The following is a 13998-nucleotide window of genomic DNA, read 5'->3' on the forward strand; positions in this document are numbered from 1 at the left end:
CCCATTTTCTTTTAACTTTTTTGTGCGTATAATAAAGCACACAGATGCAATCCTGCTTCCAGCAATCCGGAGCCAACTCCATGATCCGAATTACTCAACGCCAAGCAATTCTTGCCCTTTTAGTGCTGTTAAATATCACAACTGCCGCAATTGATGTAGTGCTTGGCCTGCGCAATGGCTGGCAAGAACCCCTCTTGATGGGTAGCATTTTGCTGGTACTGATTGGAATTAGCGTTGCCTATTGGCGCGGTATTGAATGGAGTCGCTGGTTAATGGTCGGCTTTGTGACAATTATCTGCGCAGTCTTTGTCGATAAAACCCAGCCAGTCAGCCTCATGACCCTGATCCCGCCGTTAATGGCCTTGATTATGGGTTCTTCAACGGCTGTGATTATCAGCGCCGTTGTTGGCTATGGTGGCATTCTCGTCCGATCAAATTTCGATGGGGTCTATGCAGCAGTTGATAATCTGGTTGCCTATGGCCTGATCGTTGCTGCAATGGTGCTGATTCGCACCATCAATGAAACAAATTTGTTGGCCTTACGCGAAACAATCAGCAAATCCGATGGCGAACAGCGCCGCATCAAAGCGCAATCAACGTTAATGCGCAACCAAGCAGATGCCTTGCTCAAGCAAAATCAGGAGCAACAACGCTTGTTTACCTTGGTTGAAACCCTCGAAACTCCAGCGGTCACAATTGCCGCCAATGTGTTGCTCGCGCCTTTGGTCGGCGCACTCGATACCAAACGAATTGAGCACATTCAAAAACGCTTGCTGGCAACCATCCATCGTCAACGTACTCGCCTGCTGATTCTAGATATGGCTGGGGTGCGTGAGCTGGCCAACGATGCAGCCGAACATGTGCTGCTCATGATTCAGGCAATTCGCTTGCTTGGCTGCGAGGTTACTGTTACCAGCGCTTCAGCAGAAATTGCCATGCAATTCGGCGATCTTGGGGTCGATCGCGAGTTGTTCAAAACCGCCCAAACCCCCCAAATTGCGCTTGAACAGAGCGTTTATAGCGTGAGCAAGCACTAATTTGACAAGTAATCAAGGTTGTGCTATTATATATAGGTCAACGCGGGGTGGAGCAGTGGTAGCTCGTCGGGCTCATAACCCGAAGGTCAGAGGTTCGAATCCTCTCCCCGCAACCACAACTAAAGATTTGAGCGGCTTGCTTATACCAAGCCGCTCATTCTGTGCCGATGTAGCTCAGGGGTTAGAGCGAACGACTCATAATCGTTAGGTCACTGGTTCAATTCCAGTCATCGGCACCATTTTTTTATTTTAGGCCCCAATTATCTCCTCAACTCACTCCTAATTATCTCAGCTATTTCTCAGATACCCACAAGTTAAATGTCACACAGCATGTAGCCAAAATCAGCTTGCCCCTGCCTATAATCATCACATTAGTCTTGATGTAGAAAGGACCAGTGATGAAGTGGTTATGGCGCATAGGTTTTTTAATGTTGAGCCTCGGCTTTATACTTCGGCCTGCATCCGCCCAACAAAATCAAATCAGTAGCCGCGATATTGTGAGCGAGCATGCGATTACAGGGCTTAAACTTGATGGCAATTGGCTTGCATGGCGCACTTGGCGCACAGATTTCGTCAATTACACCAGTGAATTATTGGTAACCAATCTCACGACCGGAACTAGCATTAGCCTTGGCAGTGTGCAAAATCAAACCTATGATTTCTTTATTACGAATGGGCGGGTCATCTGGCGCGATAATCAACATGTCTATCAGTATGAACTGGCGACCCAAACCAAGAGCATTTTGCAAGTGCCACATCAAGAAAACCACATGCGTTGGACGGTTGCTGGCGATTGGTTGATTTGGTTGGAACTTGAAGGAGCACCACCCCAAATCACCAACCAAATCTGGAAATGGCATCTGGCGGGCAATCAGGCTCCCATGTTGGTTGGCAGCGAAGTAGCCACAATTTATGGCACTGATTCGTTGCAAAGCGATGGAGAAATTGTTAGCTGGTCGTATGCTACTCAAATTGCGGTAAAATATAATGTCTGCTCTGAAATCCATTATCTTGCCTTGGATGGCTCACAAGCTCCCCAAAAATTAACCGAACCTGCTTGTAACATTGGGATTAAACAAAATTTATTGCTCAATAAAAGCTTTTATTATTGCAACGACAGGCATTTATATGCTCGCACATTGGCCAATACCGAAACATTAATCCAAGCAAATAACTGCCGTTTTGATGCGCTCTCTAGTTTCGCTGGCAGTGGAAATTTCTTGGTAGCGCTCAATTTTGGTGAACAGTCGACTGCTGAACTGAGCCTGGTTGGGGTTGATATTCGGCAAAAAAGCATGTTTACAATCGATCGTTTTGGCTATAGCGATAGTAATCGTCCATTGATTACGATCAATAATTCGCTGGTCGCGTGGAGCGATACTCGTGGTGCCAAACCAGTGATTCATGTGCGGCCAATCACCGAGGTTGTACCAACTGCGCCGCGCCAAGCCAACGATCCTTTGCTCGCAAATCGCAGCTATTACCCAGAAAGCATGCACTCGCTTGGCGGTTTATTCGAGCAATATTGGCAAAAAAATGGCGGCTTGGCGGTGTTTGGCTATCCGCAAAGCGAAGAATTTAGCCAAGTTAATGCAGATACTGGCAAAACCTACACCGTGCAGTTTCTCGAACGCCAGCGCTACGAGCATCACCCTGAGTTGGCAGGCACGCCATATGAGGTTTCGTTGGGTCGCTTAGGCGCTGAACGCTTGGCAACGCTCAATCGCAATTGGCAAACCGAAGGTGATAGCTCAGCTGGCGCAGAACAATTGCCTGGTCAATGCCAACATTTTGCCACCACCGATCGCAAGGTTTGTGGCGCGTTTCTGAGCTATTGGCAAAGCAATGGCCTCGATTTAGGCGAACCTGGGGTTAGTTATGCTGAATCATTAGCCTTGTTTGGCTTGCCGCTCACCGCCCCGCATCTGGAAACCAATCCTGATGGCGATCGGGTATTGACTCAATGGTTTGAGCGTGCCCGTTTTGAATGGCATCCCGATAATCCAGCACAATTTCAAGTGCAACTTGGGCGCTTGGCCGCCGAACAAATCCCTAACGTAGGTTGGTAAGCACTAAGTAATGAGCAGTCGCCCTTGGTTTGATCAAGGGCGACTGTTTTTTTATTTGCTGGTCAGGCCGCCACAATTGGGGTCGCCACAAACACACTGGTTGGCTGGTTGCTTACGGCGTAAGAACAATAATGGAATTGCACATGGAATCAGACAAGCAAGCAGCATAACGATTGGCGTTGCACCAGCTAATAATCCGCCCAACACGCTGCGCTCGAAAAAGAATATGCCAAGCATAACCCCCGCAATCAGCAATAAACCAACCTTGCTACGCAGCACACCAAAACACTCTTGCAATAGTTTCATCGAATACTCCTTTATAACCTGACAGGTGTACGCTATCATGTGAAGTGCACTTTAAGTCAAGCAGGAGTTTTGGCCAATGCAAGGATTATCAATTGGCGAGGTCGCAGCCCAAACCGGCCTTCAAACGTCAGCAATTCGTTATTATGAGCAGATGGGCTTAATTCCCAAGCCCCAGCGCCATAATACCCGCCGCCGCTATGATCCAAGCGTGTTGCAATGGATTAGCTTGATCAATTTGGCCCGCAAAGCTGGTTTTTCGATTGCCGAAGTTCAAACATTAATGCATGGATTTGAAGCTGATACACCGCCCTCAGAGCGCTGGCAAACCATGGCGCACAGCAAACTCGTCCAAGTTGCGCAGCAAATGCAGGTCTTACAGCAAATGCAAGCATTGCTCACATATGGTATGCAATGCCAATGCTTGCGGCTCGAAGATTGTCGGATTAGCGACGAGCAGGGCTGTAACGAGGGTTGTTCAGGCGCAACGCAAAGCGAAGGTTGCGAATGATGGAGCAAGTTAAAAAGCGCTGCTCGATCGACGATCAAGCAGCGCTACCAACCATTATTTTGCGTCGTCGATTGCGCTTTGCAAGGCGCTTTGGCTGAGGGTTGCAACCGGTTTGCCATTGACAAAGAAGCTTGGTGTGCCACGCACATTCAGCGCTTGCGCATCAGCATTATCACGCTCAATCTTCTGCATAACTACTGGGTCGCTCAGATCTTTGGCAAATTTATCGCCATCAAGGCCCAACTCTTGGGCATATTGCAGCATTAATGCGGTTTGGGGAGTTCGTTTTTCGCCCCACTCGCTTTGCTTGGTGAACAACAGCTCTTGCATCTCCCAATATTTGCCTTGGTTGCCAGCAGCTTCGGTGGCGGCAATCGCCAAAACCGAGTTGTTGTGCAAGGGGAAGTAGCGCACCACTAAGCGCACATTATCGCCATTTTGAGCTAACACATCTTTGACGATTGGGAAGAAGGCGCGGCAGGATTCACACTCAGGATCAAGAAACTCAACCACCGTTACCGGCGCGTCGTTCTTGCCCAAAACGGGGCTATCGGCATAAATTAAGCGCGAAATATCGACTGGCTGGGAAGAATTAGCTCCAGTTTGGGTCAACAGCACGACAGCCACAATCACCAAAACTGGAATACTCAACCAGAGCAACATTTTAACTTCACGGGGCAAACCACCTTGCGGCTTGCGGGTGCGGCTTTGGCGTTTTTTATTGCTAGCAATCGATTTACTCATGATCAAGCTCCTTGGCTGGTTTAACAAATAACAAAGCAACGGTAATGACGCTGAAGGCGACCCAAGCTAAAAGGGGAATCGTAATAAAGCCATACCAGTTGATCCAACGGGCAAGGCACGAAACCCCAGCGCTGCACGGCGCAAGTTCAGCTGAAATTACGCCATAGGTCAGCAAACAATGATAGCTGGCGATGAGCCAACCACCAATGCTCAACGGCAAGGCATACCAACGCATCGCCGGGTCGCGGCGAATGATCCCCACGGTGAGAATTGCCACCAAGGGATACATAAAAATCCGTTGATACCAGCACAAATTACAGGGCGGAAAGCCCTTGATTTCGCTAAAATAGAGGCTGCCAAGTGTGGCTACCACCGCCTGAAGCCAGGCGAAATAGCCAAGATTTTGGCGGACACGCTGTCCAAATGAACTACTCGTTCGATCATCAAGATCGTCAAGATCCGATGATTCAATCACTGAGGGTTGCATAACATCCTTCTTTGGTTATGTTTTCGAGCGCACCGATCGATCAGATCAGCCGATGATACGGCAGATTGACCATTAACCATGGTGTTGAAGGATTAAATGAATTTCGGAGGGGGAACGATGAGGGCTAAACTTGGTGAACGATAGTGCATCGGATCGGGCATCCAATGTAGTTGATCAGCCACAAGGATTAACTCAAATTGCTTGGTAGCCAGCAAAAATGGAGCTGCATGGCTGACACAAGCATCACTTGGCGATTTTGCTGGCGTAGAGATCGGCTGTTCGGAATGATGCTCATCAGCAAAACCTTGGCTGACTTGGGTCGCACACGGATATTGATAACTCATCAAAATCCGTGGTTGGCATGGCGCAAGCACCAACGGAATCAGCAGCAACACAATGGTGCTGAGCCACGTCATAGTGCGTAAAATGTGCAATTCATGAGCCATACAAGCAACCTACAATCCTTTTCGTTAACTATACTATACCAAAATCGGCTTAAAAGACCAAATTTGGCGTTTGCCAATGAGTTTGCTATAGTACAGATTGTGGTTAAATGGGCGGAACAAACATGGTATACGAACAATCATTTTTGGGCTATTGGTGGCTCAGCAGCTTAATCGTGCTGATTCTGCTGCCAATTGGCCAAGCCAATCAACCCCAGCCAACAATGCGCTGGTGGTTCTACCCATGTATGCCGCAAGCCAACGAAGCGCCGCAATCAAGCCCCGAAGCGCCGTTTTCGTTGCCGCTCAACCCAATCGCCGACCATATGTATAACCCACTAAGTTGGCTGATGCCAAGTAATTTGCCCAAGTTAAGCCCACTCAAACAACGCTGGCGCTATTGGGAAACGCCGCTTTTGCGCTACGCGATGTGGTTTCATCCGCAATACGTGCCACCCCCAAAAACTCTTTAATCGTTTCAAGCGTCGAATTATTGGCCCGATGCCCACTGCTGTGGGGTATTTAGTATTTTTGAGGTTTTGCAATGCTATTCCGTTATGGGCAGTTAATCCTGCTGAGTTTGATATTCGTGAGTTTAATCGGGTGTAGCCGCACGCCAAGCGACGACCCACGTTTGCTGATGAGCCTTGAGCAAACACCAAGTGCAATGGGCGTACAAACCATTGTTTTGGTGATTAATGATGGCTCAACGCCGCTCGACAATGCCAAAGTTCAGCTCGAAGCAACCATGACCCACGCTGGCATGCCCTCGCAAATTGTGCAAATGCAGGCGCTTGGCGCGGGCAAATATCAGGCCAGCATTGATTTTTCGATGCTTGGCGAATGGGTCTTGATTGTGAATGTAACTGAAGCCAATGGCGCAGTGATGCAACGAACCTTACCAGCCTTCAACATTCAATAACCCAAGGGAGTTGGATCATGCAACAGATTCCGGCAATCGATTTGCTGAAACTACCAGGTTTGCGCTGGCTTGGGCGTTGGCGCTATGCCCGATTTGCGCTACAACTTCCGCTATTTGCCTTAGCAATGTTGATGGTTTGGGATGGCTTGACTGGCGCGCAGCTGGCTCCCAAAAATAGCGCCACCGTGATTGTGTGGGTGCATTATCGTGGCTTTTTGATGCTGGCCTTGTTGGTCGTGGGCAATCTGTTTTGCATGGCCTGCCCGTTTATGTTACCGCGCAATCTGGCGCGTCGAATCATCAAGCCGCGCTTTAAATGGCCGACATGGCTACGCAATAAATGGCTGGCGGCAGGTTTGTTGGTGCTGTTCTTCTTTGCCTACGAGCGCTTTGATTTATGGGCCTCTCCGTGGTGGACGGCGATGCTGATTGTGAGCTATTTTGCGGCGGCGCTGCTGATCGATAGCAGTTTTCAGGGTGCGCCATTTTGTAAATATGTTTGTCCGCTTGGCCAATTCAATATGTTGAGTTCCACACTCTCGCCAATCGAGGTGGCGGTGCGCCAGCCCCAACGCTGCCAAACCTGCGCAACCAAAGATTGTATCGTGGGCCGTGATGATGATCAGCCAGGCTGTGAATTGTGGTTGTTCCAGCCCAAAAAAGTTGGCAACCTCGATTGTACGCTGTGTTTGGATTGTATTCATGCTTGCCCGCACGATAACATTGGCTTGTTGGCACGCGTGCCAGGTCAAGAATTGATTAGCCTCCAACCACGCTCGGGGATTGGCAAAATCGAAGAGCGCAGCGATTTTAGTTTGCTGATGTTGGTGTTTACGTGGGGCGCGTTGCTCAACGCCTTTGGTATGATCAGCCCAGTTTATAGCTTTTACAATTGGCTGACCGCGCAATTTGCGATCACCAGTGAAACCTTTTTGCTGAGTGTAGTCTTTATCTTAGCGCTGGTGATTGAGCCAGTCGTGTTGCTGGGCGGCGCAGCATGGCTCTTTCGGCGGATCAGCGGCCATAACGAACGCTTGATCGCAATCATCAATCGCTTTATGAAGGGCTTTTTGCCAATTGGCATCGCCATGTGGACAGCGCATTATGCCTTTCACTTTATCATTGGCTTTTGGACAATTTTGCCAGTGTTGCGCTCGCTGTTGGCCGAAGCAGGCATCAATTTTAGCTGGATGCCCGTCACCGGATTAAGCCCGCTGGTGCCGCAAGCGATGATTTACCCCTTTCAAATGGGCATGATTTTGCTCGGCAGCGTGCTTTCAGCAGTCATCACATGGCAAACGACAACCACAATCACCAAACAACGCCAACGCTGGGCTTGGCTGCCATGGGCGCTGGTCATCGTGGCGATGGCTGGCAGCGCAATGTGGCTTTTGAGCCAACCCATGGATATGCGTGGCATTCTAGAAGGATAATTACATGGAAACCATCCAACGCTGGCTGATTCTCTTACGAGGAATGTTTATAACCAGCCTGATTCTGGTGAGCCTTGTGCCGTTGCAGCCAGCAGCGGCCCACTTTGGCGAGCCATACACCGTGCTCTACGACCAAAAATTGGGCGAGTTTACGCTTTCGATGAAGGCCGACCCCGATGTGGGCACTGGCACGTTTTACAGCGATATTGAACTGCCAAGCAGCATGGCTGATGGCGAAGTGACGATCGCAATTCAGGCCGTTGCTGATGCTAATAGCACTGGGCCAAGCAACTCAAGCGCTACAGGCCAGAGCACAGGGCATAAAGCCAGCATCGAACAAAAAATCGAGTTTGATCAAGAAGGCTATTGGACGCTTGATGTAAGCGTGACGGCGGGCAATCAGACGGGTAAGCATCAATTTAAAGTGCTGGTTACGCCACCGTTTCCGCCGTGGATCACGACCATGATCTGTTTAGCGCCATTTTTGATGGTTGGCGCAATTTGGACGCTGACCATGCGCCGCAATGCCATGCTCAAGCAACAACAAGCAGAGAAGAGCATAGAACATAGAACATAGAGCATAAGGGGCCAGGGTTCAGGCATTATTTAACCACGAAGGACACGAAGTAAGGCTATAGGCTATGGGCTATGGGCTATTGGAACAGTTGGTAGGATTGTAAACCAAACTCCGATAGCCAAAAGCCTATAGCCCAATCCTTCTGATTTCTGCCTTTTGACTTTTGAATGCATGTTTTGCGACTCTGCGTTAAGTACTGATCTACGAAGAGCACGAAGCACGATTTTTTAGCCACAGATTTCACAGATTAGTATGATTGGGATATTGCTAACCCACAGCTAACAGCCAATAACCCCCAACGTTTTTTTGCCACGAATTGCCCGAATTCCACAAAAATAATTTTTGAGCCACAGATTATGAGGGTTGGACTTTTGGCTATTGCCTTCTGCCTTTTGCCTTCTGCCTTTTGACTTCTGCCTTTTGACTTCCGTTATGTTCTATGCTCTTTGTTCTATGCTCTTTCATCTTTTGATTTCTGCCTTCTGCCTTTTGCATTCATCCTTCATCCCTCATCCTTCATACTTATTAATACTCTGCTAGTTTTTTTCTGGCCCAATTTGTGCGATGATAGATAGGTACAAAGTAGCACAGCGGAATCGGGCAATGCAGCTTATGCGATGGAGAATCTGGCTTGATTCGACCTGTTCGATTAGTCGATAGTCTTGAGTTACGGCGCGCGCCGTACACCTATATGTTATTGGGCAGTGAGCAAGTATTGGCGGGCAGTCATCGCCCGATGAGCTTTGCACTGCGCTGTTTGCTGCCATTCGCCCAAGACCGCCATACGCTGGTCTATCACGAGCGTGGGCTACGGGGCTATGTGCAAGGTTGGTATCGATTAAATAGTGCTGATGCAGATTTGGTGTATCTGGCATCGCAACCATTTCGGCGTGGCATGCGCCAGCCAACCGACCCTGATGTTTGGTATCGTTTGCTCGAAGCGTTTGTGGTGCGCATGGGTTCGCGCAATATTGAGCGCGTTTTTGCGCCCTTGGCTTCAAATTCACCCTATTTGGAAGTTTTTCGCCAACTTGGCTTTCAAAGTTATGCTACGCGGCAGGTTTGGCGCACCTTAACGCCCGATGTTGCCGAAGGCAGTTCAATCATCGTTTTACGCCCACAACAGCGCCGCGACCCGCATGCAATCCAACGATTGTATGAGGCGATCACCCCTGCGACTGTTGTACGATATGAAGGACGAACGTCGCGATCATGGCAACTGCCGGTCGTTGCGCGTCATGGAGTTCGTCAGCGCTCATGGGTGCTTGGGCGCGATGGCCGAGATGATATTTTACGAGCGGCGTTGCATGTGTGGCTTGGACCACACGCCGCAGTCATGAGCCTTCTGATCGATCCTGCTGAGCAACGCTTAGCCTCGTCGGTTATTCGATTTGGAATGAGCCAATTGGCCAATGCTCATCAAGGTGTCGTCTATCTCCTATTGCCAGAATATCATGGCGAGTTGCATCACAACTTAGAGGAGATCGGCTTTGAACATATTGGAGATCAACGCCTTACGGTCAAGGAACTGACAGTGCCATTACGCAACCCGTTGTTGCGGCCTGTGCTGGAAGGAACGAGAGAAAGCGTCGTTAAGCCGTCGCTGTCATCTTCGGTTCGCTCCGAACCGTCTATCTAAACACACTCCGGCGTGTGTTTGAGAAGGATGCAACTAAACATGTTAGATCGTCGCGAAATTACCCATAATATCGATCTGTTGCTGTCAACCTTGCCGCCACGTTTGGCCGAGCCGTTGGCAACTCATGAACAGAAAGATCAAGTTATAGAAATTGTCATGGATTTGGGGCGCTTGCCAGAAGCGCGTTTTCGCCACGACCAATCAAGTTTCCTCAGCGAAACTGAGGTCGGACGCGAAGATCTCGATTATGTGACTGAACGCATTGGCCAGTTTGGCGAAGATAATCGCGCTGGGATTCAGCGCACGCTGCACCGCATTTCAGCGATTCGCAATCGCTCGGGAGTGGTGATTGGCCTGACCTGTCGGGTTGGCCGTGCCGTTTATGGCACAATCGAAATTGTGCGCGATTTGGTCGAGGCTGGCAAATCGATCTTGATTCTGGGCAAGCCTGGCACTGGGAAAACCACCATGCTGCGCGAAGTTGCTCGGGTTTTGGCCGACGACTTCCTCAAACGGGTGGTGATCGTCGATACCTCGAATGAAATCGCTGGCGATGGCGATATTCCCCACCCTGGGATTGGCCGCGCCCGCCGCATGCAAGTAGCTCGACCAGCCGAGCAACACAATGTGATGATCGAAGCAGTCGAAAATCACATGCCACAAGTGATCGTGATCGATGAAATCGGCACAGAATTGGAAGCCCAAGCTGCCCGTACCATCGCCGAACGCGGGGTACAATTGGTTGGCACGGCCCACGGTAACACCTTGGAAAACCTGATGCTCAACCCAACGCTCTCCGATTTGATCGGCGGGATTCAGGCAGTGACCTTGGGCGATGAAGAAGCCCGACGGCGTGGCACGCAAAAAACCGTGCTCGAACGCAAAGCTCCGCCAACCTTCGATGTGTTGGTCGAAATTCAAAGCTGGGACGACGTAACGATTTATCAAGAAGTCGCTTCAGCTGTCGATTCGATTTTGCAGGGCAATGAGCCAAGCGCCGAACAACGAACCAAAGACGAACAAGGCCATGTCGAGGTGCACGAAGGTCGGCCAGAACGGGCTGATAGCGAAGCCAGCACGATGCTTACGCGGCGTGGTGGCTATCGCAGCCGCGAGCGTGAGCGCGACCGTGACCATGGTGAACGCGATTGGCGGCGCAAAAGCGAACGCCGCGAAGCCCAACGCGAAGAACGCGAACGCTATGCGATGACCATGGCTAGCCCGAGCGCAAACTTAAAAACCGAAGAACCAAGCGTCGTGATCAAAAAGCCAGGCAAAAACGCCCCAGCGCGTATCTTTGCTTTTGGCGTAAGCCGCAATCGCTTGGAAAAAGCCCTCGATCGGTTGGGCATTACCGCCAGTTTGGTGCGCGAGATGGATCAAGCGACGATGGTGATTACCTTGAAAAATTACTATCGCCAGCACCCAACCCGCCTGCGCGATGCCGAAGAACGCGGCATTCCGGTGTATGTGTTGCGCTCGAACACCCAAACCCAAATGGAAGAATGCCTTGGCTCGGCCTTCGAAATTAGCGTCACGCCCAGCGACCCGTTGAGCGAGGCCATGGAAGAGGTCGAAGAGGCAATTAGCCAAGTTATGGATGGCTCAACCGAAAGTATCGAACTGAGCCCACAAAGCTCGTATGTACGCAGGTTGCAACATCAGATTGTTGAGCGGTACAATCTACAATCAGAAAGTACTGGCAAAGAACCACGTCGCCGGATTCGGATCTTCCGCTAAATCGGCATCGTGGCCTCAACGCTGTTGGACTGTAGGGGAACCATGAGCTTGTTCATTACCTTTGAAGGCCCGGAAGGTAGCGGGAAAAGCACCCAAGCCCGCTACCTCAAGGATTATCTGCAACAGGCTGGCTATCCAGTCATCTTAACTCGCGAGCCAGGCGGAACGCCGATTAGCGATGCTGTACGGCGGCTTGTGCTTGATGGTCAATGGACGGCGATGGAGCCGACAACCGAAACCCTTTTGTTTGCTGCCGCTCGTGCTCAGTTAGTTGGCGAGGTGATCTTGCCCTATCTGAAGCTGGGCGGTATCGTTTTGTGCGATCGCTATGCCGATTCGACCTTTGCCCACCAAGGCTATGGCTTGGGCCGCAATCTGACTGAGCTGCGCGAAATCACCCGTTTTGCGACTGGCGGCTTACAGCCCGATGTGACCTTCTTCCTCGATTTGCCAGTGGAGCAAGGCTTGCAGCGCAAACGCAAGCAACGCGATGATTTCCGCGAATCGAGCCAATTGGCCTTGCCATTGCCGCATTTGCCGCAACCAACCCCAAGCCAAAGCGAGCATTGGAATCGACTCGATGCCCGCGAAATCGCCTACCACGAACGCGTGCGCAACGGCTACCTTGAAATGATCGCCGCCGATCCGCAACGTTGGCAGGTTTTTGATGCAGACATTGAACGTGAAAGCCTCACTGCCCAACTGCTGGCGGCTGTCCAGCCCTATCTCAGCAAAATCCAAACCTTGAGCTAAGCCCTATTGTATAAGCTGCATCTCAGTCGGGTATCAGGCTGAGATGCGCTTGGGCTGTGGTTTGATATGGTACAATAGCCCAATCGTGGCAACGTGCCAGTATTCTAAACCCATGCAGTCGCCCCGCAATACTGGGGCATTCTTCAGGAAAGCATAGGAACATGACAGAAATTATTGCAGAACTTAAAAGCATCTTGCCGATTGTCGGCATGATTGTTGGGGGCTATTTGGTGCTCCTCTGGGTTGCCTCGCTGGTATGGACATACCGCGATATTAGTAGCCGCTCCAACGATATTTTGGTGCAAGTGCTTTCAACCTCAATGGCCTTCTTTTTGCCATTCGCAGGGTTGTTGTTATATATGTTGGTGCGCCCGCGCGAAACGCTCACTCAAAAATACGAGCGCGAATTGGAAGAAACTTTTATGCGCCGCGATATTGAGGATGAGCATGTCTGCCCGAATTGCCAACGGAGCATTCAGGCCGATTTTGTGTTGTGCCCTCACTGCCAAACCCATTTGCGCCGCAATTGTGGCAACTGCGAACGGGTCATCGATTTGACATGGCAGGTTTGCCCATACTGTGCAGCTCCCGCCAATACCCGCATCAGCAGCCAACCATTACGTCAAGCAGAATATGAACAACAGTACGCCCGCTAAGCAGCAGATTTGCCCAATTTGCCGCAAAGCTGTCCAGTTAATGCCACGTTATCCGCGTTATGTTTGCGCCGATTGCGTGGCATTGGCAACTGATGAGCATGGCCGTGGAGTGCAGTTTTTCAATACTGGCGTGCTTGGCACTGGTTGCGCTGGCAGCTATCGCGCTGATCAAACGGCCTATCCATCCGACCAGTGTTGGATTAACGGCCAGCATTGCACCGCCAAGGAAGCACGCTTCGGCGGGATTGTGATTGAGGTGGTTGACGATGAATGAGCAGGAGCATTGGCAAGGCTTTATCACGGCCTTCAACGAAGAGCGCTTTGTTGATGGTGTGCTGCAATTGGAAGAATTATGGTTTGCCAATCGTAGCGATCTCTATCGCGGCCTAATTCGGCTTTCGGTAGCGCTCAACCAACTGCGTTTGGGCATTGTCGATAGCCCACGCCAACTGCTTGCCAGCGCCCACGAAATGCTGGCCCCGTTTGAAACCAATCAATACAACCTCGATATTGGGCGGATTCGCGAGTACATTCAGGCCTGTGCCAAGCTCATTCCTGCTGATTTGCGCACTGGTCAAGGCCGCATTGATTGGGATCTGGTTCCACGAATTCAGATCTAAAGATGTCAGAAATTTCTCATGATCACCACCCTTCCGTCCCGCCTCAAGGCGGGAAACGCAGGAG

General features: G+C 50.4%; 17 protein-coding genes and 2 tRNA genes. 15 read left to right on the forward strand and 4 right to left on the reverse strand.

The annotated features are described in order from the left end of the window. Positions 1-80: 80 nt before the first annotated feature. The 4 genes from JOD20_RS12185 to JOD20_RS12200 all read left to right on the forward strand — a co-directional run bounded on the left by JOD20_RS12185 (position 81) and on the right by JOD20_RS12200 (position 3106). Complete coding sequence (locus JOD20_RS12185; RefSeq protein ID WP_204755522.1) at positions 81-1037, forward strand: STAS domain-containing protein; 957 nt, start codon at positions 81-83, stop codon at positions 1035-1037. Between the two features lie 41 nt (positions 1038-1078). Next, positions 1079-1153: transfer RNA gene (locus tag JOD20_RS12190), tRNA-Met, on the forward strand. 47 nt (positions 1154-1200) lie between these two features. Further along, positions 1201-1276: transfer RNA gene (locus JOD20_RS12195), tRNA-Met, on the forward strand. Positions 1277-1435: 159 nt separating this feature from the next. Continuing rightward, positions 1436-3106, forward strand: a complete 1671-nt coding sequence (locus JOD20_RS12200; RefSeq protein ID WP_204755523.1) for a hypothetical protein — start codon at positions 1436-1438, stop codon at positions 3104-3106. A gap of 51 nt (positions 3107-3157) precedes the next feature. Here JOD20_RS12200 and JOD20_RS12205 read toward each other — a convergent pair whose 3' ends face one another. After that, complete coding sequence (locus JOD20_RS12205; protein ID WP_204755524.1) at positions 3158-3412, reverse strand: hypothetical protein; 255 nt, start codon at positions 3410-3412, stop codon at positions 3158-3160. Between the two features lie 76 nt (positions 3413-3488). Here JOD20_RS12205 and JOD20_RS12210 point away from each other — a divergent pair, with 76 nt between their 5' ends. Then, entirely contained in the window at positions 3489-3920 is a 432-nt protein-coding gene (locus tag JOD20_RS12210; RefSeq protein ID WP_204755525.1) for a MerR family transcriptional regulator, read from the forward strand. Between the two features lie 54 nt (positions 3921-3974). Here JOD20_RS12210 and JOD20_RS12215 read toward each other — a convergent pair whose 3' ends face one another. The 3 genes from JOD20_RS12215 to JOD20_RS12225 all read right to left on the reverse strand — a co-directional run bounded on the left by JOD20_RS12215 (position 3975) and on the right by JOD20_RS12225 (position 5597). Beyond that, complete coding sequence (locus tag JOD20_RS12215; RefSeq protein WP_204755526.1) at positions 3975-4664, reverse strand: DsbA family protein; 690 nt, start codon at positions 4662-4664, stop codon at positions 3975-3977. Continuing rightward, entirely contained in the window at positions 4657-5151 is a 495-nt protein-coding gene (locus tag JOD20_RS12220) for a disulfide oxidoreductase (protein WP_204755527.1), read from the reverse strand. Before JOD20_RS12220 ends, JOD20_RS12215 begins: the two co-directional genes overlap by 8 nt. A gap of 92 nt (positions 5152-5243) precedes the next feature. Then, the gene (locus JOD20_RS12225) at positions 5244-5597 is read right to left on the reverse strand and encodes a hypothetical protein (RefSeq protein ID WP_204755528.1); all 354 of its coding nucleotides are present in this window, start codon (positions 5595-5597) and stop codon (positions 5244-5246) included. Positions 5598-5719: 122 nt separating this feature from the next. Here JOD20_RS12225 and JOD20_RS12230 point away from each other — a divergent pair, with 122 nt between their 5' ends. From JOD20_RS12230 to JOD20_RS12275, 10 genes are all read left to right on the forward strand, one after another. After that, positions 5720-6067: a hypothetical protein gene (locus tag JOD20_RS12230; RefSeq protein ID WP_204755529.1), complete on the forward strand. Its 348-nt coding sequence runs from the start codon at positions 5720-5722 to the stop codon at positions 6065-6067. A 116-nt stretch (positions 6068-6183) separates the two neighbouring features. Then, positions 6184-6516: a FixH family protein gene (locus JOD20_RS12235; protein WP_338034187.1), complete on the forward strand. Its 333-nt coding sequence runs from the start codon at positions 6184-6186 to the stop codon at positions 6514-6516. A gap of 17 nt (positions 6517-6533) precedes the next feature. Continuing rightward, positions 6534-7949 carry a 4Fe-4S binding protein gene (locus JOD20_RS12240; protein WP_204755531.1) on the forward strand — a complete coding sequence of 472 codons (1416 nt, stop codon included), beginning with the start codon at positions 6534-6536 and terminating at the stop codon, positions 7947-7949. A gap of 4 nt (positions 7950-7953) precedes the next feature. Continuing rightward, positions 7954-8526 carry a hypothetical protein gene (locus JOD20_RS12245; RefSeq protein WP_204755532.1) on the forward strand — a complete coding sequence of 191 codons (573 nt, stop codon included), beginning with the start codon at positions 7954-7956 and terminating at the stop codon, positions 8524-8526. Between the two features lie 631 nt (positions 8527-9157). Next, positions 9158-10165 carry a hypothetical protein gene (locus JOD20_RS12250; RefSeq protein WP_152976653.1) on the forward strand — a complete coding sequence of 336 codons (1008 nt, stop codon included), beginning with the start codon at positions 9158-9160 and terminating at the stop codon, positions 10163-10165. 39 nt (positions 10166-10204) lie between these two features. Continuing rightward, positions 10205-11905 (forward strand): R3H domain-containing nucleic acid-binding protein, encoded by a 1701-nt coding sequence (locus JOD20_RS12255; RefSeq protein WP_204755533.1) that lies wholly within the window; start codon positions 10205-10207, stop codon positions 11903-11905. Between the two features lie 42 nt (positions 11906-11947). Continuing rightward, positions 11948-12658 (forward strand): dTMP kinase, encoded by a 711-nt coding sequence (tmk, locus tag JOD20_RS12260; protein ID WP_054535159.1) that lies wholly within the window; start codon positions 11948-11950, stop codon positions 12656-12658. Positions 12659-12819: 161 nt separating this feature from the next. Then, entirely contained in the window at positions 12820-13314 is a 495-nt protein-coding gene (locus tag JOD20_RS12265; RefSeq protein ID WP_204755534.1) for a zinc ribbon domain-containing protein, read from the forward strand. Between the two features lie 40 nt (positions 13315-13354). After that, positions 13355-13588, forward strand: coding sequence for a hypothetical protein (locus JOD20_RS12270; RefSeq protein ID WP_239583830.1), 234 nt, complete (start codon positions 13355-13357; stop codon positions 13586-13588). After that, the gene (locus tag JOD20_RS12275; RefSeq protein ID WP_204755536.1) at positions 13581-13934 is read left to right on the forward strand and encodes a DUF309 domain-containing protein; all 354 of its coding nucleotides are present in this window, start codon (positions 13581-13583) and stop codon (positions 13932-13934) included. Before JOD20_RS12270 ends, JOD20_RS12275 begins: the two co-directional genes overlap by 8 nt. Positions 13935-13998 lie beyond the last annotated feature (64 nt).

The sequence above is a fragment of the Herpetosiphon giganteus genome (assembly GCF_016907925.1).
In the GTDB taxonomy this organism is placed as follows: domain Bacteria; phylum Chloroflexota; class Chloroflexia; order Chloroflexales; family Herpetosiphonaceae; genus Herpetosiphon; species Herpetosiphon giganteus.